We start from the raw sequence: 20,376 nt of genomic DNA on the forward strand, positions 1-20,376 counted from the left end.
TAACCGAAGGCGGCATGGCGTTCGAGAACGTGTCCTTCGCCCATGAAGGCCGCTCGCGCTCGGTGGAAAATCTCAGCTTCGAGGTGAAAGGTGGCACGTTTGTCGGCATTGCCGGGCCGTCGGGCTCGGGCAAGTCAACGACGCTGCGCCTCCTCCTGCGCTTCTTTGATCCGGACAAGGGCCGGGTGCTGATCGACGGGCAGGACATTGCCCATGTCACGCAGGAAAGCCTGCGCAGTGCGATGGGTCTCGTGCCTCAGGACGTGGTGCTGTTCAACGACACGCTTCGTCAGAACCTGCTCTATGGCCGCCCCGATGCCTCGGAAGAGGATTTGTGGAACGCGATCGACCGGGCGCGCCTGCGTCAGTTTGTCGAGGACCTTGAAGAAGGTCTGGAGACGCGCGTCGGCGAACGGGGCCTCAAACTTTCCGGCGGCGAGAAGCAGCGCGTCGGTGTTGCTCGCGCCATCCTGAAGGACCCGCCCATCCTGATCCTCGATGAAGCGACCTCCGCGCTCGATTCCGAGACCGAAAGCGATGTGCAGGAAGCGCTCAACGAGGTGATGAAAGGGCGCACCGTCATCTCCGTCGCCCACCGGCTGTCGACGATTGCACGTGCGGACAAGATCTATGTGCTGCACGAAGGCTCGATCGCCGAGCAGGGCACGCATGACGAGCTGACGGCGCTGGGCGGCAAGTACGCCACCATGTGGGACCGCCAGGTCAAGGCGGTCGATGCAGCGCGCAAGGTGAAGGCGGCGACCGCGGCGCGCGAGCGCGAGCTGTAATCAACTGACCCGTGACCGCTGGCCGGCGCAGACGGTTCATACCCTGTCAATGTGACGGCCCTATTCTCTCCTGCCATTCGCTGCAAAGAGAGACCCCCTGCCCATGGGCCGTTCGGTAAAGACCCGAAATCGCCGGATCACGTCAGAGCGGGTCGGCAGTGTCGACTGGCAGGATGCGATGGAGTCCTTTGCCCTCTATGCCGCGCTTGTCGAGGATGAGGGCGCGCGCGAGGTCCTGATGGACATGAGCGGGGCGGAAATCCAGATTTCCCATTCCGAGGCGCCTGAGCTGGCCCGCATGTTTGCGCGCGAGACACCAGCGAGCCTGCTCATCGCCATGGTGCGTCCGCGCCACGGCAATGATGCCCGCTTCATCGAAGTGTTCACCGCAGAGCTGGAGCGCGCCGGACGCACGGTGGGGCTGTTCGAGACGGTGGAAGAGGCCGACGCCTTTCTCATCGCCAATCGCCACGACACGGCCTCCGGCGCTGAAGGTGATGGCGAAAAGGGATGGCTGGCCGGGCTGAAACGCCTGATCGCCGGCGGCAAGGCCTAGACGGCTTCAATCGTCCCGCCGGGACCGATTTCCCATTCGCCCAGCGTGTGCGGGTTGAACCGGTTACCGTCATGGCGGAAGGCGATGACGGAAACGCCATCTCCGTCCAGCGTGATCGCATTGAACGAGGCCTGGCCTTCGCGCAGACGCGTCGACAGCGTTCCGGCCGTCAGTCCCAGATACGACCCTTCCGAATAGGTGTGCAGGTCTGCGGAGGCGCCGTGGACATGGCCCGACAGCACCAGCCGCACAGGGCTTGGCGCGACCATGGCGCTGGCCTTGATCCCGCGCGCGGTGCGGGTGCGCAGAGGCGCGTTGGCGGGCGGCTTGAACGGGTGGTGGCAGACCAGAATGCCCGGATTGTCGCCAATCTCGTCCAGCGCGATTCGAAGCTGGGTCGGGCTGATCGAGCCTTCTGCCCAGTTGGAGCGGGCCTGCCAGCCGCGCGCCGAATTCAGGCCAGCTGCCCGCCAGCGCCCGACCGATACAGGGCTGGAGCGATCGGCAAAATGGCGTTCAAAGCGCGAGAAGGGCCGGGCGACGCGCGACACCGCGTTCAGCAGCGGGGTATCGTGATTGCCGGGAACGACGAGCTGGGGCGTCTCGAACTGGTCCAGCCAGTCGCGCGCAGCCTCAAACTCGCGCCGCTTGCCGCGCTGGGTCAGATCACCGCAAATCGCCAGCGCGTCAGGGCCGAGCGATGCGATCAGCCCGGCGGCCGCGTCCATGGCGCGGGGGTCTTCGGTGCCGAAATGCAGATCGGCAAGCTGGATTATCCGTATCATTCCTTGCGGGCCGTCAGCACCCGTGCAGCCTTGGGGATAAGGGCGAAACGCGCGCTGCGCGCCAGAGTTACCGGTTCTCCGTCCAGCGTAGCCTCTATGCCCGTTGATTCAAGGGCTTCAACGTCGACGCGGCGGGCAAAGTCGCGCTCCACCCCCCACGCGTTGCGCCAATCGGCCAGAAGCACGGTCAATCCGGTATAGGCAAGGTCAAGCAGGCCTTCCGGCGCGGTGGTCAATATGTCGAAGCCGGGCTTTTGCGGGTCTTCCGACAGGAAGATGCCGATTGCCTGGGCTTCATGGGTTTTGCCGGTATCGGAGAGGCAGCGCATGGGCGTGTCGAGACCGAACGCGTTGGCCTCGCCAAACTCGGTCACGGCTTGCAGCAGCTCGGATTTGCGCAAGGCTTCGCGCGGCGCGGCAAGGCGTGTGAGCCCGCCCAGAAGCGCGCCGACATAGAAGCGGTGGCCCTCCACCTCGCCAGCCGGGATCGTCATCTCGACCGGGTTTTTCAGGACCGCCTCGAGACAGGTGCCAGGGTCGATATCGCTGCCATGCACAAACTTGTGCAGCATGTTCATCGTGCCGCCCGGCAGAGGCAGGACAGGCGGATCATCCGGGCCAAGCGTATTCATCGCGCAAGCCGCCGTGCCATCCCCGCCCCAGACGATAATGGCCTGCGAGCCGTGATCGCGCGCCCGCTTGCACGCGTCCTCACAGTCATGGTCGATGATCTCGAAGCGCGCCTCGACACCCATATCGTCCAGTAATGCCTGCAGGATTTCACGCCCCTCTGCCGGTACGCTGCCGCCATTCGGGTTCAGCACCACGCTGACGCGCGTGATGGCGTGGCCTCCGGCGGTTTCGGGTCTGGCAGTGGAAATGTCGGTCATGCGAGCGGTTAACGCCTCTTCGTGAAAGCCGGTTCCCCGGCCTCCTGTGTAAACCATTTCTACTTCAACGCTTGGTAGTAGTGGTGTCTGACCACCGCGAAAGAGTCCCATGTCTTCAACCGTGATTCGCCCGGTTACTCCGGCTGACCTGCCCGGCATTGTCCGGCTGGTGGGGGTGTGCGGTTTCCCGGATCGTTCGGCGGCGGGCTGGCACTGGGCGCTGTTCGACAATCCGGCGCAAGGGGATTTCCCCGCAGGCTGGGTCTGCGAGCTTGATGGCAGGCTGGCGGGTTTTCTCGGCAATTTCGTCAATCGCTACCGGTTTGCGGGCAGTGATGTCGTGATCGCGACCGGGCATACGGTCGTGACCGATCCCGCGCTTGCGCGGTCGCTGGCGGGACTGAAACTCATCCGCCACGGCATCAGCCAGCCGGGCGTCGATGCGTTTGTGACCCTGAACAATAATGCGCTCTCTGCGCCGTTGCTCAAACGGGTCGGGGCCGTCGCCTGGCTGGGCGAGGCGGGGCGCGAATGGGCTGAATGGATACTTGATCCCGTCAGTGTCCTGCGCGCACTCGTGCCTGCACGCGGCGAGGATGAGCGTTTCGATGCAGGCGCCAGGCTCCGGCTGGAAGCGCAAGGCCGCGGCGACGCCTTCGACTTCTTGCCTTGTGACACTCCCAGCCAGAGTGAACTCGACGGGCTGGAAAGCACAGGCGCGCTTTCCCGGCGAATCACGCCGCAAACCCTGCGGCACAGGCTTGGCGATCCTGACCGGGCCGGCGGGATGGTCAGCGTTGCTGCAAAGCGCGATGGCGAGGTGATGGCGTTTGCCACGCTGGCAGTGACCAAGCCGTCCGAGACGCGCCCCTGCCACGGCGAAATCGTCGATCTGGAAGGGCGTGACTGCGCTGACGGCGCACGCGCGCAAGGCGCGCTTTTGCGTCATCTGGTGCAGATGGCCCGGCGCGCGGGCCTTGGCCGCTTGCGCCTGCACTTCCCGTCGCATCTGCCTGACGGCGTTCTGAAGACCGCCGGTTTTCACCTGCGGCGCACCCATGGACATGATCCTTGTCACATCCATACCCGCAATCGCTGGCTTCTGAACTGGCGTCCGCGTCCGGGTGATGCGGACTACTTCCTCGCCTACCGCATTCCGCCCAGCCTGTTCGCGCACGGCTCTGGCGGTCCGGACACGGCTTCGCCGCAGGACATTGCGCGAACGGCGTGATGGGGGCGGAAAAGGGAGAAGGCTGCGATGGCTCCCCGGGCCGGACTCGAACCAGCGACAAGCGGATTAACAGTCCGCTGCTCTACCAACTGAGCTACCGGGGAACACTCTCGCAAGCGAGGTGTGGTCTTTAGCAACAGCCCCACCGTATCGCAAGACGCTTTTGCCGTTAATCCCACACCACCCTCGCGGGCGGTTCACGAACAAAAAAATCGGGAGCCGCGAGGCTCCCGAAAAGGCATGGGTGGATGGTGGGGTGTCTTCATGAAGAAGACGAGTACAAGTTAACGATTCGATGGTTAATATCTCGCTAACGCGGACCGGTCTGCGAGAGAAAGGACTCACCGCTCTGACCAGACCCTTAACCGCAGCCCCCTTATCGCCGGGGTGTTGGCGCGCTAGACTTTATCCCAAGGCAGAACATTCACCGGAGGCCCGACATGAGCACCACGCAAGACGAAACCGGTATGGTCAATGGCCGCTATACCAGCTTCTCGGCATTTTTCCCGTTCTATCTGCGAGAGCACGCTTTGCCGGCTACGCGCTATTGGCACTTTGTCGGCACGGTTGCCGCGCCGCTGGTCCTGATCTGGGCGCTGGTGACGCAGACCTGGTGGGGCCTGCTGCTGGTGCCGGTCAGCGGATATTTCTTCGCCTGGATCAGCCACGCCTTCATCGAGCGCAACAAGCCGGCGACCTTCACCTATCCGCTCTGGTCGCTAATCGGCGACTACAGGATGTTCTGGCTGTGGGTGACTGGGCGTCTCGACGCGGCGCTGGAAGAGGCCGGTGTGACCGGACACCCTTACGCGCAACAAGGTGGTTGAGGGCGCTGCCTCTGGCGCTGTCCCTGCAATGTCGGGGAAAGAGTTGGAGGCGCCACCCGGAATCGAACCGGGGTGCAAGGATTTGCAGTCCTCTGCGTCACCACTCCGCCATGGCGCCTCACTGTGGTGGAGCGAGAGCTATAGCGAGGCTCAGCCCACGCTGCAACGCGCTTTGTATGCAAGATCGCGAACGTGCGCACATGCCACTCAGCGTGCGCGTTGCACTTTGGGGCGGGCGCACGATATAAGCGCGCACCACACGATCACAGCGAATGGTCTTCTTCGATGAACGAGCTTGCTGACGCCCGCCGGCGCATGGTTGCCAGCCAGATACGGCCTGCCGACGTTACCGACCGGCGCCTTCAGGACGCCATGCTGGCCATTCCGCGCGAGCGCTTCCTGCCGCGCTCGATGGCCGGTTCGGCCTATGCCGACATGGAGATCGATCTGGGCGAGGGCCGCCGCTTCATGCGTCCGCGCGACTTTGCCAAGCTGGTGCAGGCCGCAGGCGTGAAGGCCAGCGACCTTGTGCTCGATCTGGCCTGCGCGCGCGGTTACTCGACCGCCATTCTCTCGCGCCTGTGCGAAACCGTGATCGGTATCGAAAGCCACGCTCCCTTCGCCTCCAAGGCGGAAGGCGCGCTCAGCGATGTCGGTGCGGACAATGCCGTGATTGTGACCGGTGATATCCGCAAAGGTGCGCCGGATCAGGGCCAGTTTGACGTTATACTGGTCAATGGTGCCGTGGAAATCGTGCCCGATGCCTGGCTTGACCAGCTTGCGGAAGGCGGCCGTCTGGCCGTGATCGTGCGCGAGCAGGGCGTTGGCCGGGCAAAGATTTTCACCCGCCAGGGCAAGGTGACGGGCAGCCGGACGGTATTTGACTCGATGACGTCGCTTCTGCCGGGGTTTGAACGCGAGCAGGCGTTTTCACTGTAGCAAAAAAGTGAACAGCGTTCACTTTTTTCTTGGTCTAGCGTCCGGCGGGGATGGATTTTCCGGGGCAAACGCCCATTTTGACGAGGCCGGGGTGGTCACGAACCGAATGAGGGACGCATGAAACTTCCTATCGCCTTGATGTTGGCTGCCAGTGCCGCGATTGCGGGCCTGACAGCCGGGGCCAGCGCCCAGACGCTTTCGGAAACCCTTGAGGCCGCCTATCGCAGCAATCCTGTGCTGGCCGCCGAGCGCGCCCGTCTGCGCCAGGCCCGCGAAGGTGTGGTTCAGGCGCGTGCCGCGCGCCTGCCCACCCTGTCGGCGAGCGCCGGTGTCTCGGAAAGCGAGACCTGGGGCGCAGGGGGAGCCTTTGCCGGTGGCGGCGGTGGCACGGGCGACGTGAACTACTCGCTCAGCGCCAGCCAGAGCCTTTATGCCGGTGGCGGTATTGATGCCTCGGTCAATCAGGCGCTCGCCCGTATCGAGGCTAGCCGCTGGGGTCTTGTCGGCACCGAGCAGGACATTCTCCTCGCCGCCATCTCCGCCCATCTCGACGTGGTGCGCGATACCGCCATTGTCGGCATCCGCCAGAACAATGTGCAGGTGCTTTCAGAGCAGCTGCGTGCGGCGCGTGACCGGTTTGAAGTGGGTGAGATCACCCGCACCGACGTTGCGCAGGCCGAGGCCCGCGTGTCCGGCGCGCAGGCGCAGCTGTCAGCTGCGCAGGCCTTCCTCGCTGCTTCGCGTGCGGCCTATGAGCGCGTGACCGGCATCACGCCGATGGACGTCCAGCAGCCTGAAACCCGCCCGGAAGTTCCCGAAACGCTGGCGATTGCCGCCGATGCGGCGCTGGCCAACAATCCGCTCCTCCTGTCGGCCCAGTTCAACGAGCAGGCTTCCCAGGCGGGTATCGACCTTGCGCGGTCTGCGCTGCGCCCTGATGTGGCCCTGACGGCGTCGGCGTCTGAATCGCGCGAATCCGATTTTGCCGGCCGTGGACGCGGTTCGGTAACGGTCGGCGCGCGCGTCTCCATGCCGATCTTCACCGGTGGCCTGAATGCCTCGCGTGTCCGTCAGGCGGTCGCAGCGGCAGACGAGTCGCGCCTGCAGGTGCTCTCGGTGCGCCGTACGGTGGTGGAGGGTATCTCCAACGCCTGGAACAGCTACCTCGCTGCCGAGGCGGTGATCCTGTCCAGCCGCGAAGCTGTCCGCGCCAACGAAATCGCGTTCGAGGGCGTGCGTCAGGAGGCTTTTGTCGGCCTTCGCACCACGCTCGACGTGCTCAATGCCGAGCAGGAATTGCTCAATTCGCGCCTGGAGCTGGTGCGCGCCGAGCGTGACTATCAGGTCGCGTCCTATGCGCTCCTGCAGGCGATGGGCCGTCTCACGGCCCAGGAAGTCGGTCTGGAGCCCTATGTCGAGGCTGAAGACAGCGATGGCGGAAACTGGTGGCCTAACTTCCCCTTAACGGGCGGTAATTAGGGTCGCGTCCAGCACATGCAGTGCTGGACATCGCGGCGAGGGCGCTCCAAGCTTGGGTAAATCCCGTTCTTACCCCTCGCGACTATCCGAAGGACCGGTTTCATGGCCAATGCAGAACAAGAACCGACAATGGAGGAAATCCTCGCCTCCATCCGGCGTATCATCAATGAAGATGATGAGCCGCAAGCAGGCGCAGCGGCCGCAGCCGAGCCGGCAGCTCCCGCGCCTGAGCCGGAGCCGGTATTCGAGGCTGCACCAGAACCCGAGCCTGAGCCGGAACCTGCCAGCGACGAGATCAATATCGAGGATGATGTCCTGGAACTGACCGACCGCGTCGAGGAAGAGACCGAAGGCACCTCGCCGATGGCGATTGCCGACGATCTGATGATTGTCGACCGCGAGGACGAAACCACCGCCGAACCTGAACCCGAGCCGGAACCGGAGCCCGTCATGGCCCAGACGCCCCAGCCCGCCGCCCCCGCGCCTGCACAGGACGAGGACAGCCTGCTGGCCGAGCCGGCCGCCAGCGCCGCTGCCGGTGCCTTTGCCGCGCTGACCGAGAATTTGCGTGTCAGCAGCGAAAACGGCCAGACGCTCGAGGGCATTGTCCGCGAGCTGATGCGCCCGATGCTCAAGCAATGGCTTGACGAGAACCTGCCCTCGATCGTCGAGGCGAAGGTGCAAGAAGAGATCGAGCGCGTGGCCCGCCGCCGCCGCTAGGTTTTCGCACTGACAATCCCTGAAAGTTTCGCGCCAGCTCTGGCGTGACAGGCAGACGCTCCCTTACAAGAGGGAGCGTCTGTTTTTTTTTGTGCCGGGAGCTTTGTCATATGCGTGATTTCGAGGCCATCTGGGGCGAGATGGAGCCCTGGCTCGCAAGCCTTGAAGACCGGCGCACCAAGGCCGTCAGCCGCCTTCTCAAGGGCAGTGCGGTCACGGCCGCGATTGTTGCCGTCATCGTGATTGGCGGCTTTGCGATGGCCTTGCCGGCGCCGATCATCTTCATCTCTTCGGTCGTGACCATCATGGGCGGGCTCGCGATAGCCTCCGGCCCCTTCTACAAGCTGCGCACAGAGGTAAAGCTCGGCCTCAATGAGCGCATGGCCGAGGCGTTTGCCATGAGCTACATGGCCAGCGGCTTCACGCCGGGCCGGTTTGCCGATTTCCGCAAGCACAACCTGGTGCCTTCCTCGAACCGGGAGAGCTTCGAGGATTATTTTGCCGGCGAGGCGCATGGCGCGAAATACGAACTCTACGAGGCCGACCTCAAGCAGCGCCGCCGTAACAAGAACAAGACCTACTATGTCACCGTGTTCCGCGGCGTGCTGATCCGCATCGAGTTTCCCCGTACCATTGAAGGCGTCACCCTGATCAGCCGGGATCAGGGCATTTTCAATGCGCTGGCCGGGCTGGGGCTGTCTTCAAACGGGCGCAAGCTGGAGCGGGTCCGGCTGGTCGATCCGAAGTTCGAGCGGATATTCCAAATCTATGGCAGCGATCAGGTGATGGCGCGCTACCTGCTCACCCCCAGCTTCATGGAACGGGTGCTGGAGCTGGAAACGGCGCTGAAGGGCAAGAATGTGCGCGGTGTGTTCGACGAGGATCTGGCCGAAGGGTTCGGCAAGGGCGAGCTCTTGCTGGCCGCCGAAACGGGCAATCTCTTCGAGCCGGGATCGCTCTTCAAGCCACTCAATGTCCGCGAACGGGTGGAGACGCTCTACCGCGATTTCCAGCTGATCGAGCAGATCATCGCGCTCGTGCTGGCGCCGGCGCAGCTGCCTGAAAGCGTGACCGCGCCAGACGCCTAGAGATCGAAAATGCCGACCACCGGCACGTGGTCGGAGGCCTTTTCCTTGCCGCGTACGCTCTTGTGGATCTCCACCGATTTCAGGCGGTCAGCCGCCTGCGGCGAGCACAGGAGGTGGTCGATGCGGATGCCGTTATTCTTCGGCCAGGCTCCGGCCTGATAGTCCCAGAACGTGTACTGGTACGCGCGGCCGTCGAGATGCTGAAAGGCTTCGGTAAAGCCCAGCCATTGCAAGGCGAAGAAGGCATCCCGGCTTGCGGGCAGGGTGAGGGCATCGCCCTCCCACGCGGCCGGATCATGCACATCCGCGTCACGCGGAATGACATTATAGTCGCCCGCCAGCACCAGCGGCTCCTCATAGGTCAGCAGCGTTTTGGCATGGGCGTGCAGGCGCGCCATCCACTCCAGCTTGTAATCGTATTTCGGGCCCGGCGCGGGGTTGCCGTTCGGCAGGTAGATGCTGGCCACGCGCAGCGTCGTATCGGGCGCGCTCACAACCGCTTCGATATAGCGGGCCTGCTCTTCCTCGCCATTGCCGCCGGGCAGGGCGCGCTGCGCGATCTCGTCAATGGGAAAGCGCGAGAGCAGGGCGACGCCATTATAGCTCTTCTGGCCGACCGTCTCGACATTATAGCCGAGCGCTTCGATCTCCTCGCGCGGGAAGGCCTCGTCCACGCACTTGATTTCCTGCAGGCAGGCAATGTCCGGTCTGGCCTCGCCCAGCCACTCCAGCACGTTGGGAAGGCGCGCCTTGATCGAGTTAACGTTCCATGTGGCGATCGAGAGAGTCATGCTAGAATGCTTTCAGCAGGGGAGCGGGTTTCAGGAGCGGACCAGGAACGACATGACCGCCGATACAGGCAGGCCGGAACGCCGGATCACCTTTCTAGCAGTCGTTACCCTCATTCTGGCAAGCCTTGGTGCTGCGCTGACCGGCCTTTTCGGGGTGGGTACGTGGCCCGCTTCGATGATGGCCTATTCCGGCGCAGTGGAGACCGGCGCCGATAGCGGGCTGATGCGCGCCGTTCTCTACTTCCTGATGGCCGGGCCGTTTGTGGCCGGAGCAGGACTTCTGATCGGATGGATCGTGTTCTGGACGCGCCGTCCCGGCGCCGGCGTGGCCTGGGTCTTCCTGCCAGCCCTGATCTGGGCAGGATTGCTGCTGGCCTATATGTGGGCGATTTCCGCGTTCTGCGATGGGCATTTCACCTGCGGGCGGTAGCCTTCTCTCCAATTCGTCATTCCGGGCGAACCCCGGACTTGATCCGGGGGAGACCCGGAACCCAGTTATTTTTTAGCTTGGCAACGCGGATGCGTTGCCATATTCCGCGAAAAGTCGCGGGCGCGCGTTCGCGATTGCGGCGGCCTTCGGCCGCCGGCTGGTTTCCGGATAAGCCCTTACGGGCTTTCCGGAAGGACGAGGGCGTCAAACCGCCGCCCTAAAACCCGTCAAAACTCGCAAACTCGTCCAGTTCGGCGCGGCGCGAGCGCAGCTGGTTCACCTTGGCGGCCGGGTCGGCATGGCCGAGTGCAAGGCCGCAATAGACGATGTACGGCTTTTCCACGCCCAGAGCCTTTGCCACCGTATCGCGGTGCGGGGTCCAGGCTTCCTGCATGCAGGTGGCGAGCCCCTTGGCCTCGGCGGCCAGGCAGAAACTCATCATGAACATGCCCAGATGCGCCCACTGATTGGGGCCCATGCGCTCGTCGATGGAGAAGAACACACCGACCGGCGCGCCGAAGAAGCGGTAATTCTCCATCAGGTGCGCCAGGCGCGCGCCCTTGTCTTCGCGCGGCACGCCCAGCAGGGCATACATGTCCTCTCCCACCTGGAAGCGGCGGGAGCGATAGGGCTCCCACAGGCTTTCGGGATAGACCGGGAAGCCTGCCTCATTGGTGAAGGGATTGGTGGAGAGCTTTTTCTGCACGGCGTCGATCACGCGCTGGCGCGCCTCGCCGGCCACCACATGCACCTGCCAGGGCTGAAGATTGCCGCCTGATGCGGCCCAGCGCGCCGTGTCCAGCAACTCGCGGACTTCGGCTTCGCTGACGGGCGTATCGAGAAAGGCACGCGTGGAAATGCGGCGCTTCAGAGCGTCGGTGACGTTCATGGTCCAGCCCCCGGGCAGTTGGAAGATCAGATGGAAAAGCTCGTCCCGCAGCCGCAGGCAGCCGTCGCGTTCGGATTGTGGATGCGAAAGGCCGCGCCGATCAGCTCGTCGACATAATCAATCTCGGAGCCCTTGAGGAAATCGACGCTCATCTCGTCGATCAGCACGGTGGCGCCGTCGCGCTCGATGGCGAGGTCATCCTCGGCGCGGTCGGTTTCCAGATGGAACTGGTAGGAGAAGCCGGAGCACCCGCCACCGACGACCGCGACCCTCAGATAACGCGCATCCTGACCATCGAGAATGGTCCGGATCTGGCGGGCGGCGGTTTCTGACAGGCTGATCTGGGTCTGGCTCATGGCGTTCAACGGTTCCCGACTGGCACTACACCCGATATATGGACGTAGAGGGCCGCCGATGGAAGGGCAGTCCGGCTGGAAGGAGTGACAAGGATGGTGTTCACGCGTGCGCCCTATGCCTGCGATCCGGCGAAGACGCGCGGGCGCCTGCATCCGCAAGCCGAAAGCGCAACGCGCTCGGCTTTCCAGCGCGACCGCGACCGCATCATCCATTCCACCGCCTTCCGCCGCCTGAAGGAGAAGACGCAAGTCTTTGTCGCCCATGAAGGCGATCATTTCCGCACGCGCCTCACCCATTCGCTGGAAGTGTCCCAGATTGCGCGCACGCTGGCGCGCGCGCTGCAGGTCGATGAAGACCTCGCAGAAGCCGCTGCGCTCGCCCATGATCTCGGCCATCCCCCCTTTGGTCATTCCGGCGAGGACGGGCTGGCCGAGGCGATGAAGGCGTTTGGCGGTTTTGACCACAACGCCCAGACCTTGCGTGTCATCACGCTTCTGGAGCGGCGCTATCCCGAGTTTGACGGGCTGAACCTCTCCTGGGAGACGCTGGAGGGCGTGGTCAAGCATAATGGCCCGCTGATGCGAAAGGGCGATGACCCGTCCACCCTGCCTTGGGGCTTTACCGCCTATGAGGACTGGCGCGGGCTGGAACTGCACACCCATTCCTCGGTCGAGGCGCAGATTGCAGCCCTGTCAGACGACATCGCCTACAATAATCACGACATTGATGACGGCTTGCGCGCCGGCATCCTGAAACTCGACGAGGTGATGGAATTGCCGCTTGTCGGCGAGGTGTTCCGCGCCGTGCGCGGCCAGTATCCCGATATCGGCACCAGCCTGACCATTCACGAGGCGATCCGGCGGATGATCGGCCTGATGGTCAATGATGTGCTGGAGGAGACCCGTCAGCGGCTCGCGGCATCCGGCGTGGACAGCCCTGAAGCGGTGCGGGCGCTGAACGAGCCGGTGGTGAGCTTTTCCGAAGGCATGCTGATCCAGCTCTCCGCCGTGCGTCGCTTCCTCTATGCGAACATGTATCTGCAATACAAGGTCAAGCGCGCAAAGGAGAAGGGCAAGCGTATCGTCGGCGAGCTGTTCGAGGCTTTCCTTGATGATCCGGCCCTGTTGCCGACCGAGTTCCAGCGCCAGGCCGATGCGCCGGGCAGCCCGGAGACGGCGCGGGTGGTGTGCGACTACATTGCCGGGATGACAGACCGGTATGCGATCGACCAACATCGCCAGCTCTTCCACGTCGAAGCCTGGCGCTGATTTTCCTGTGGATGCTGCGTGCGTGCACCGCGCGGGCGCAGGCGCCAGTTGTTAGTCTTGTCCAAGTCCGGCGCGGATCGGTGATTCGCGCTCAACGCCGAATACGGGAAAGCCATGCCCTCACGGGACCGCCATTCTGCCGGGTACGATCCGGATGCCTATGACACGTTCGATGCGCGCGATGACGGGCAGGGACGGCGCGGGCCTGTCCTGCTGCTGGCTGCGGCCATCGTGCTCGTCCTGTTCCTCGGCGTGGTGTGGAGCGCCTATAATCTGGGCGTGCGCGAGCGCGACAGCGCGCCGATCCTCACCGCCGACAGCCAGCCCTGGCGCACCGCGCCGGAAGATCCCGGCGGCTTCGAGACGCCGGGGCAGGACATCGAGGCCTATGCCTTGCGCGAACGCGAGCGCGGCGAGGTGGAAACGGTAGAGATCGAGGGCGCGGTGCGTCCTGGTCCGGAAGAGCCTGTCGCCAACGAGGAGCGCCCGGCGCTCACGGTAGAGGCCGAAGACGTCGACCGGCTGGCCGAGCTGGTTCAGGACATTCCCCAAGCGGCCGGGCCCGAAGCGGCCGGGCCTGAGGCGACGGGCGGAGAAACTGCCGCGCCGGAGACGTCGATGGCTGAAACCCGCGAAGCTGAAGCTGAAACGACCCAGCTGCGCGAACCGGAGCCGCGAAACGTGGAGACGGTCGCCGAACCGGCCGCAGAGACGCCGCGCGCCACCCTGCCTCCCGCCAGCACGAGCGGCAATTTTGTCGTCCAGATCGCCGCCTTCCGCACGATCGAGGAAGCGGAGGAAGCCTGGATTGCCTTCATCGCGCGCTTCCCGGACCTCTCTGCCGGGCGCAGCCCGTCCATCATCGAAGCTGATCTGGGATCGCGCGGCATCTATCACCGCCTGCGCATTGCCGCCTTCGAGACGCGCGACGATGCCTCGCGCTATTGTCAGGCACTGTCCCAGCGCGGGCAGGACTGTCTGGTGGCAGCACGATGAGCGTGTCTGCGGCGATATACGGTCTCTCCGGCGAGAGCCTGACACCGGACGAGAAGGCCTTCTTCCGCGACAGCAATCCGTGGGCCTTCATCCTGTTCGCGCGCAATATCGACCGGCCAAAGCAGATCATCCGCCTGGTGTCGGAGCTGCGCGACTGTGTGGGCCGGGATGCGCCGGTCTTCATCGATCAGGAGGGCGGGCGCGTGCAGCGCCTGAAAGCCCCGCTCTGGCGGGCCGCACCGCCTGCCGCGCGCTTTGGCGAGCTGTGGGACCGGGAGCCGGAACTGGCGCTGGAAGCGGTGCGCCTCAATCACCGCCTGCTGGCGCAGGAATTGCGCGATCTCGGGATTGATTGCGACTGCGCGCCTGTGGTCGATCTGGCCATTCCCGGCGCCGACGCGGTGATTGGCGACCGCGCCTTCCATGGCGAGCCGGCACCTGTCGCCGAGATGGCGCGTGCGGCACTGGCAGCCCTGAAGGATCAGGGCGTGGCCGGCGTCATCAAGCATATTCCGGGCCATGGCCGGGCCGATGCGGACAGCCATTACGCGCTGCCGGTCGTGCGCGAGGATGCGGAGATTCTGTTCGGGACGGATTTTGCAGCCTTCAAGGGTGTGGCCGAAGCCGCACCCATGGCGATGACCGCCCATGTCACCTTCACCGCCATCGACCCGGAAAACTGTGCAACGCTCTCAAAGGATGTCATCTCCACCATCATCCGCGGCGAGATGGGATTTGACGGCCTTCTGATGAGCGATGACCTCTCCATGAAGGCGTTGTCGGGCACGCTGCGCCAGCGCGGCGAGCGGGCATTGGGTGCAGGCTGTGACATGCTGCTCCACTGCAATGGCGAGCGCGCGGAGATGATCGAAGTCGCCCATGGCGCGGTGCGGCTGGGCGGCAAGGCGCTGGAGCGGGCCAAGGCCGCCGAAGAGGCGCGCGGCACGCCGCAAGGGCTTGATGTGGCCGCCACGAATGATGCCATGGCGCGCTGCTTTACCGAGGCGGGCCTTGAACCCCCTTCGCCATGAGGACGCCGTTTTGAGTGATCTGTTCGAGGAAGATGTCCGCTTTGAAGCGGCTGGCGATGCCGAGGAAACCGGCAGCGCGCTCATCCTCGACATTGAGGGCTGGGAAGGCCCGCTGCATCTGCTCTTGCATCTGGCGCGCAAGAACAAGGTCGATCTGGCAAAAATCTCGATCCTGGCGCTGGCCGAGCAATATCTCGTCTTCATCGAGGCGGCGCGCGAGAAGCGCCTTGATATTGCGGCTGAATATCTCGTCATGGCGGCCTGGCTCGCCTATCTGAAATCCCGCCTGCTTCTGCCCAAGCCCCGGCCCCAGAGCGACGAGCCGGAGCCGGAGATGATGGCCGCGGCGCTCGCCTTCCGCCTGATGCGCCTTGATGCGATGCGGGCCGGTGCGGACGCGCTCTTTGACCGCCACCTGCTCAAACGCGACGTGTTTGAACGCGGCGCGCCAGAAGGCGTGCGCTCGATCCGCGCGCCGCAATACGAGGCGAGCCTGTTTGAATTGCTGAAAGCCTATGCCGGCACGCGTGAGAAGTTTGCCTTTTCCACCTATCAGCCGGAAACGCCGAAGGTTTACAGTCTTGAAGCAGCCCGCGCACGCTTGAGCCTGCTGGCCCGGCGCCTGACCGGGTGGGAGCGGCTCGACACGCTCCTGCCGGGTGATGAGGAGTTGGGGCCGGATGCGCCGCCTGCGGCCTCGCTGATGGCGTCCTCGCTGCTGGCGGCGCTCGAAATCACCAAGGACGGCGAGGCGTCCCTGCGTCAGGAAGCGATTTACGGGCCGATCTGGATGCGCGGTCAGGAGGGGCGCCCATGAGCGATCCGATTGCCGAGGCGATTGCGCGCCTGCGCGCCCGTCAGGGTCCGCAGGAGGGCGATGGTGTCGCCGGTCCCCATGCCGTGACCGAGCCGTCCGCGCAGGCGGTGCGCATGGCCGAGGCGCTGCTCTTTGCCGCTGCCGAGCCGCTGGATGTGGAGACCTTGCAGGCGCGCCTGCCTGCAGGGACCGACATTCCCGCCACGCTTTCGCGCCTGCAGGCGAAATATGCCGATGCGGGTGTGCGCCTTAGCGAGGTGGGCGGGCGCTGGCGGTTTGAAACCGCGCCGGACCTTGCCCATTTGCTGGCCGAAATCCGCGAGGAGCCGAAAAAGCTCTCGCAGGCAGCCCTCGAGACGCTCTCCATCATCGCCTATCACCAGCCGGTCACGCGTGCCGAGATCGAGGAGATTCGCGGCGTTGCTGTCTCCAAGGGCACGATCGACCTGCTCTTCGAACTGAAATGGATACGCCTGCGCGGGCGGCGGCGCAGTCCGGGCCGGCCCGTCACCTTCGGCACCACGGACATTTTCCTTGAGTATTTCGGCCTTGGCTCGATCACCGACCTGCCGGGGCTGGGTGATCTGAAAGCTGCCGGGCTTCTCTCCTCGCGCCTGCCGGCCAATTTCGACATGCCCGATCCGGCGCGCCTCGCCGATGATGAAGACCCGCTCGATGAGGGCGATGAAAGCCTCTTCCATCTCGATTTCCTGGAAGGCGCAGAGGACGAGCGCGGAGAGTAGGGAGAGTTGGTTTCTCCCCCCGTTCACGGGGGGAGTGGCCCGGAGGGCCGAGGGGGGTAGTCCAAAACAAGCCCCCCTCCGTCAGCTTCGCTGACACCTCCCCCGTGAACGGGGGAGGACACCATCTCTGCCACGTTTTCTCCCGCCTCCCATCTGAACCCGCCATTGGACCCTTGCGCCATTATCCTCTAGGGGTGTAGCCCAGTGGCTGTAACGGCCTTCCCGCACGGAGCGCGCATATGGGACCGCATTGGAGCGTCTTTCTCATCGTCGGCATTCTCGTGCTCGTCCTGTTTGGCGGGCGCGGGCGCATTTCCTCCATGATGGGTGATTTCGCCAAGGGCATCACGGCCTTCCGCAAGGGGCTCAAAGATGACAGCAAGGACGAGGACGCCAAGGACGAGCGTCCCGCCGGCAGCCTGCCCCATGAGACGCGCGAAGACGAACGCACCGGCTCGTAGGAGCGTGACGTCATGAATCCCGGCTTTGGCGCTGCCGAGCTCATCATCATCGTGATCCTTGCCCTTGTGGTGGTTGGTCCCAAGGACCTGCCCCTGATGATGCGCAAGGCCGGGCGGTTCATCGGCCACATGCGCGCGATGGCGCGCGATTTCCAGAACAGTTTCGACGAGCTGGGCCGCGAGGCCGAGATGGCGGAGCTGAAAAAGGAAATCGAGGCGCTGAAGAAATCCAATCCCGTGGCCGAAGTGACCGACGAATTGCGCGCGGCGAAAGACGATCTCAACCGCGCCGCTCTCGACAAGCCGCATCCGCGCGCCGCACAGCCTGCCAGGCCTGCGCTGGGTGATGAAGCCATGCTGCCGCTGGACAAAGATGCCAGCCAGACTGGCAAGGCAGACGCCGAGCCGTCTGCAACGCGCAAGGACGCCTGAGCCATGTCAGGCGAGAAGCTGTCAAAGCCGGGTGCCGGTGACGCCCATGATGACGAGGTGGAAGCCTCGCGCGCGCCGCTGATGGAGCACCTGATAGAGCTTCGCACCCGCCTGATCTGGATACTGGGCGCGGTGGCGATCGGCTTCATCCTCTGCTTCAGCTTTGCCGAGTGGATCTACAATCTTCTGCTGGTGCCGTTCGAGGCCGCGGCGCGTCAGGTGCGCGGCGAGGACTTGCAGCTGCAGCTCATCTTCACCGGCCCGCTGGAGTTCTTCTTCGTCAAGCTGAAGCTCGCTCTCTTTGGTGCCATCATCGTGGCCTTCCCGATGATCGCCTATCAGGTGTGGGCGTTTGTGCGGCCCGGCCTCTACAAGAATGAGCGCCTCGCCTTTGCGCCCTTCCTCATCGCCTCGCCGGTCCTGTTCGCGACCGGCATCGCCTTTGTCTATTACTTCATCCTGCCCTTCGTGATGGGCTTTGCGCTGGGGCAGGAACAGACCGGCTCCGAAGGTCGCACGGCGATCCAGCTGCTGCCGCGCGTATCGGAATATCTCAATCTCGTCACCACGCTGATCCTGGCGTTCGGCATCTCCTTCCAGCTGCCCGTCCTGCTCTCGCTTCTGGGCAAGGTCGGGATCATCAATTCCGGCCAGCTCATCCGCTTCTGGAAGTTTGCCGTGGTCGGCATCGCCATCTTTGCCGGCTTCGTGACGCCGCCAGACCCGATCAGCCAGCTTTTCCTCGGCGCGGCCATGTTCGGCCTGTACGGGCTTTCCATCCTGGCGGTGAAAATGGTCGAGCCGAAGCCGGTTGAGGATTAGGCTCTCGTCTTTATCGCTTGAAAGGGAGGGCCGGAACGATGGCCGAACCATCCGCGCAGCTGGAAACCATGAAGGCCAACCTGCTGAAGACGACCGGCAGAAGCCTTGAGGACTGGGCCGCCCTGGTGCGGGCCTCCGGCCTGAAATCCCATGGCGAGCAGATGACATTCCTCAAGTCGCAGCACGGGCTTGGCCACGGCTATGCCAATCTCGTCTGCCAGACCGCCAAGGGCGCGTTCGAGGCCGCGCCCGATGATCTGCTGGCCGGGCAATATGCCGGCAGGCAAGATTTGCGGCCCGTCTACGACGCGCTGGAAGCCCATGCCAGATCGCTGGGCGCAGACGTGGAGATCAGCGCCAAGAAGACCAGTGTCGCGTTTCGCCGGTCGAAGAATTTCGCGGTCGTGACGCCCGCCTCGAAGACGCGCATCCAGCTCGGGCTCAATCTGAAAGGCATGGAGCCTACAGGCCGGCTACTCGCCGAAAAGCCGGGCGGCATGTGCACCCACAAGGTCAGTGTCGAGACGGTCGGCGATGTGGACGCGGAACTCAAAGCCTGGATGGCGGAGGCCTATTCGCGGGCGTAGGGGGACGAACGCAAGCGGCTTCACTTTCGTCGTTCCCGCGTGAGGCGGGAACCCAGAGCCGTTTGGCACGGCCTTCGTCCTTCGATCTCTGGATCCCCGCCTGCGCGGGGATGACGAGGCGGAGGGGTAACCGGAAATTATTCCTACAGCGCCCGCCAGGCGATATCGCGGCGATAGACGCCTTCCGGCCAGTCGATTTCGCCAATGGCCGCATAGGCGCGGTCGACGGCCTCGCGGAGCGTGTCGCCGGTGGCGGTCACGTTCAGCACGCGCCCTCCGTTCGCGATGAAATTGCCGTCGGCATCGAGCGCGGTGCCCGCGTGAAAGATCATGACATCCTTGCCGTGGCCGGCATGGTGCAGGTTTTTGATGACGCTGCCCTTTTCCGGTGTGCCCGGATAGCCGGGCGCGGCCATCACGATCGTCACGGCGGGTTTCGGATTGGCCTCGACGGGCAGTAGCTGGCGGAACTCCGATGCGCGCATGCCGCCGGTGGAGCAGGCGAGCAGCAAGGGCACGATATCGGCCCCGGTCTGCACCATCAGCACCTGGCATTCAGGATCACCGAAGCGGCAGTTGAACTCGACCACTTTGGGGCCGTCCGCCGTTACCATGACGCCGATATAGAGCACGCCGCGATAGGGCATGCCGTCGCCCGCCATGCCGCGCAGCATGGGCACGGTGATCTCTTCCTCCACCCGTTTCATAAGCTCCGGCGTCATCACCGGGGCAGGGGCATAGGCGCCCATCCCGCCCGTGTTCGGGCCGGTATCGCCGTCTCCGATGCGCTTGTGGTCCTGCGCGGCCGGAAGGGTGAGATAATTGATGCCGTCGGTCATCACGAAGAGGGAGGCTTCCTCGCCGTCCATGAACTCCTCGATCACGATCTCGGCGGAGGCACCGCCGAACTTGCCCGACAGCATGTCGGCAAGCTCTGCGTCGGCTTCCTCGCGTGTTGCCGCGATGACGACGCCCTTGCCGGCGGCCAGGCCATCGGCTTTCAGCACGAAGGGCGGGTTTAGCGTATCAAGGAAGGCTTTCGCGCTGGCGATGTCGGTAAAGCGGCCATAGCGCGCGGTCGGCACGCCATAGGCGGCCATGCGGTCCTTGGCAAAGCCCTTGGAGGCTTCCAGCTGGGCTGCGGCCTGCGAGGGGCCAAACACGTCAAACCCGCGCGCACGCAGCATGTCGGCAAGCCCCTTGGCGAGGGGTGCTTCGGGGCCGATCACGATCAGGTCCGGCTCCAGCTGCAGGGCGAGTTTCTGCATCCCCTCCACATCATCGGCGGCAACATCAAAGCACGGGCCCAGAAGGTCCATGGCCGGGCTGCCGGGCGCGCACCAGATCGTGTCCACGAGCGGGCTCTGCGCAATCTTCCAGGCCAGCGCATGCTCGCGCCCGCCAGAGCCGATGATGAGAATGTTCATGACGCGTCCTGATGCGGTGCCG

General features: G+C 64.3%; 24 protein-coding genes and 2 tRNA genes. 18 read left to right on the forward strand and 8 right to left on the reverse strand.

What is annotated here, in order from left to right; translation table 11 throughout:
* Nucleotides 1-788 (forward strand): ATP-binding cassette domain-containing protein (locus tag ACTS2Z_RS12400; RefSeq protein WP_442573523.1); only part of this gene is annotated, 788 nt, incomplete at its 5' end.
* 103 nt (nt 789-891) lie between these two features.
* Complete coding sequence (locus ACTS2Z_RS12405) at nt 892-1,344, forward strand: hypothetical protein (protein ID WP_442573524.1); 453 nt, start codon at nt 892-894, stop codon at nt 1,342-1,344.
* Here the strand turns inward: ACTS2Z_RS12405 and ACTS2Z_RS12410 are convergent.
* Nucleotides 1,341-2,129, reverse strand: coding sequence for a metallophosphoesterase family protein (locus ACTS2Z_RS12410; RefSeq protein WP_442573525.1), 789 nt, complete (start codon nt 2,127-2,129; stop codon nt 1,341-1,343). The genes ACTS2Z_RS12405 and ACTS2Z_RS12410 overlap by 4 nt on opposite strands.
* Nucleotides 2,126-3,019 (reverse strand): diacylglycerol/lipid kinase family protein, encoded by an 894-nt coding sequence (locus ACTS2Z_RS12415; protein WP_442573526.1) that lies wholly within the window; start codon nt 3,017-3,019, stop codon nt 2,126-2,128. The genes ACTS2Z_RS12410 and ACTS2Z_RS12415 overlap by 4 nt, the downstream gene beginning before the upstream one ends.
* A gap of 109 nt (nt 3,020-3,128) precedes the next feature.
* Here ACTS2Z_RS12415 and ACTS2Z_RS12420 point away from each other — a divergent pair, with 109 nt between their 5' ends.
* Entirely contained in the window at nt 3,129-4,250 is a 1,122-nt protein-coding gene (locus tag ACTS2Z_RS12420) for a hypothetical protein (protein WP_442573527.1), read from the forward strand.
* Between the two features lie 28 nt (nt 4,251-4,278).
* On the opposite strand, the gene ACTS2Z_RS12425 is transcribed toward ACTS2Z_RS12420, so the two are convergent.
* Nucleotides 4,279-4,354: transfer RNA gene (locus tag ACTS2Z_RS12425), tRNA-Asn, on the reverse strand.
* A gap of 336 nt (nt 4,355-4,690) precedes the next feature.
* Between ACTS2Z_RS12425 and ACTS2Z_RS12430 the strand changes: the two genes are divergently transcribed.
* Complete coding sequence (locus ACTS2Z_RS12430; RefSeq protein ID WP_442573528.1) at nt 4,691-5,077, forward strand: Mpo1-like protein; 387 nt, start codon at nt 4,691-4,693, stop codon at nt 5,075-5,077.
* 44 nt (nt 5,078-5,121) lie between these two features.
* Here ACTS2Z_RS12430 and ACTS2Z_RS12435 read toward each other — a convergent pair.
* Nucleotides 5,122-5,195: transfer RNA gene (locus tag ACTS2Z_RS12435), tRNA-Cys, on the reverse strand.
* Nucleotides 5,196-5,362: 167 nt separating this feature from the next.
* Here ACTS2Z_RS12435 and ACTS2Z_RS12440 point away from each other — a divergent pair.
* The 4 genes from ACTS2Z_RS12440 (at nt 5,363) to ACTS2Z_RS12455 (ending at nt 9,303) form a co-directional block, all read left to right on the forward strand.
* On the forward strand, nt 5,363-6,016 hold the full coding sequence (locus tag ACTS2Z_RS12440) for a protein-L-isoaspartate O-methyltransferase family protein (RefSeq protein ID WP_442573529.1): 654 nt from the start codon (nt 5,363-5,365) through the stop codon (nt 6,014-6,016).
* A 117-nt stretch (nt 6,017-6,133) separates the two neighbouring features.
* A complete protein-coding gene (locus ACTS2Z_RS12445; protein ID WP_442573530.1) occupies nt 6,134-7,495 on the forward strand; it encodes a TolC family outer membrane protein in 1,362 nt (453 codons plus the stop codon).
* Between the two features lie 102 nt (nt 7,496-7,597).
* A complete protein-coding gene (locus ACTS2Z_RS12450; RefSeq protein ID WP_442573531.1) occupies nt 7,598-8,215 on the forward strand; it encodes a DUF2497 domain-containing protein in 618 nt (205 codons plus the stop codon).
* A 110-nt stretch (nt 8,216-8,325) separates the two neighbouring features.
* A complete protein-coding gene (locus ACTS2Z_RS12455; protein ID WP_442573532.1) occupies nt 8,326-9,303 on the forward strand; it encodes a DUF3137 domain-containing protein in 978 nt (325 codons plus the stop codon).
* On the opposite strand, the gene ACTS2Z_RS12460 is transcribed toward ACTS2Z_RS12455, so the two are convergent.
* Nucleotides 9,300-10,094 (reverse strand): exodeoxyribonuclease III, encoded by a 795-nt coding sequence (locus ACTS2Z_RS12460; protein WP_442573533.1) that lies wholly within the window; start codon nt 10,092-10,094, stop codon nt 9,300-9,302. The two genes, ACTS2Z_RS12455 and ACTS2Z_RS12460, sit on opposite strands and share 4 nt — an antisense overlap.
* Before the next feature lie 52 nt (nt 10,095-10,146).
* On the opposite strand from ACTS2Z_RS12460, the gene ACTS2Z_RS12465 reads away from it, so the two are divergent.
* Nucleotides 10,147-10,524, forward strand: coding sequence for a hypothetical protein (locus ACTS2Z_RS12465; RefSeq protein ID WP_442573534.1), 378 nt, complete (start codon nt 10,147-10,149; stop codon nt 10,522-10,524).
* Nucleotides 10,525-10,741: 217 nt separating this feature from the next.
* On the opposite strand, the gene ACTS2Z_RS12470 is transcribed toward ACTS2Z_RS12465, so the two are convergent.
* The gene (locus ACTS2Z_RS12470) at nt 10,742-11,413 is read right to left on the reverse strand and encodes a nitroreductase (RefSeq protein ID WP_442573535.1); all 672 of its coding nucleotides are present in this window, start codon (nt 11,411-11,413) and stop codon (nt 10,742-10,744) included.
* Nucleotides 11,414-11,439: 26 nt separating this feature from the next.
* Entirely contained in the window at nt 11,440-11,769 is a 330-nt protein-coding gene (erpA, locus tag ACTS2Z_RS12475; RefSeq protein ID WP_442573536.1) for an iron-sulfur cluster insertion protein ErpA, read from the reverse strand.
* A gap of 93 nt (nt 11,770-11,862) precedes the next feature.
* Between erpA and ACTS2Z_RS12480 the strand changes: the two genes are divergently transcribed.
* The 9 genes from ACTS2Z_RS12480 to ACTS2Z_RS12520 all read left to right on the forward strand — a co-directional run bounded on the left by ACTS2Z_RS12480 (nt 11,863) and on the right by ACTS2Z_RS12520 (nt 18,927).
* Nucleotides 11,863-13,038, forward strand: a complete 1,176-nt coding sequence (locus ACTS2Z_RS12480; RefSeq protein ID WP_442573537.1) for a deoxyguanosinetriphosphate triphosphohydrolase — start codon at nt 11,863-11,865, stop codon at nt 13,036-13,038.
* A gap of 114 nt (nt 13,039-13,152) precedes the next feature.
* A complete protein-coding gene (locus ACTS2Z_RS12485) occupies nt 13,153-14,034 on the forward strand; it encodes an SPOR domain-containing protein (protein WP_442573538.1) in 882 nt (293 codons plus the stop codon).
* Complete coding sequence (gene nagZ, locus ACTS2Z_RS12490; RefSeq protein WP_442573539.1) at nt 14,031-15,065, forward strand: beta-N-acetylhexosaminidase; 1,035 nt, start codon at nt 14,031-14,033, stop codon at nt 15,063-15,065. Before ACTS2Z_RS12485 ends, nagZ begins: the two co-directional genes overlap by 4 nt.
* A 10-nt stretch (nt 15,066-15,075) precedes the next feature.
* On the forward strand, nt 15,076-15,882 hold the full coding sequence (locus tag ACTS2Z_RS12495; protein WP_442573540.1) for a segregation and condensation protein A: 807 nt from the start codon (nt 15,076-15,078) through the stop codon (nt 15,880-15,882).
* Nucleotides 15,879-16,625 (forward strand): SMC-Scp complex subunit ScpB, encoded by a 747-nt coding sequence (gene scpB, locus ACTS2Z_RS12500; RefSeq protein ID WP_442573541.1) that lies wholly within the window; start codon nt 15,879-15,881, stop codon nt 16,623-16,625. Before ACTS2Z_RS12495 ends, scpB begins: the two co-directional genes overlap by 4 nt.
* Nucleotides 16,626-16,864: 239 nt before the next feature.
* Nucleotides 16,865-17,086 (forward strand): Sec-independent protein translocase TatA, encoded by a 222-nt coding sequence (locus tag ACTS2Z_RS12505; RefSeq protein WP_442573542.1) that lies wholly within the window; start codon nt 16,865-16,867, stop codon nt 17,084-17,086.
* A gap of 12 nt (nt 17,087-17,098) precedes the next feature.
* On the forward strand, nt 17,099-17,518 hold the full coding sequence (gene tatB / locus ACTS2Z_RS12510; protein WP_442573543.1) for a Sec-independent protein translocase protein TatB: 420 nt from the start codon (nt 17,099-17,101) through the stop codon (nt 17,516-17,518).
* A 3-nt stretch (nt 17,519-17,521) separates the two neighbouring features.
* Nucleotides 17,522-18,340, forward strand: a complete 819-nt coding sequence (tatC, locus tag ACTS2Z_RS12515; RefSeq protein ID WP_442573544.1) for a twin-arginine translocase subunit TatC — start codon at nt 17,522-17,524, stop codon at nt 18,338-18,340.
* 38 nt (nt 18,341-18,378) lie between these two features.
* The gene (locus tag ACTS2Z_RS12520) at nt 18,379-18,927 is read left to right on the forward strand and encodes a DUF5655 domain-containing protein (protein WP_442573545.1); all 549 of its coding nucleotides are present in this window, start codon (nt 18,379-18,381) and stop codon (nt 18,925-18,927) included.
* A 143-nt stretch (nt 18,928-19,070) separates the two neighbouring features.
* Here the strand turns inward: ACTS2Z_RS12520 and purD are convergent, their stop codons facing one another.
* Nucleotides 19,071-20,354: a phosphoribosylamine--glycine ligase gene (gene purD / locus ACTS2Z_RS12525; protein ID WP_442573546.1), complete on the reverse strand. Its 1,284-nt coding sequence runs from the start codon at nt 20,352-20,354 to the stop codon at nt 19,071-19,073.
* Between the last annotated feature and the right edge of the window lie 22 nt (nt 20,355-20,376).

The organism is Glycocaulis sp., assembly GCF_052168375.1.
In the GTDB taxonomy this organism is placed as follows: Bacteria; Pseudomonadota; Alphaproteobacteria; order Caulobacterales; family Maricaulaceae; genus Glycocaulis.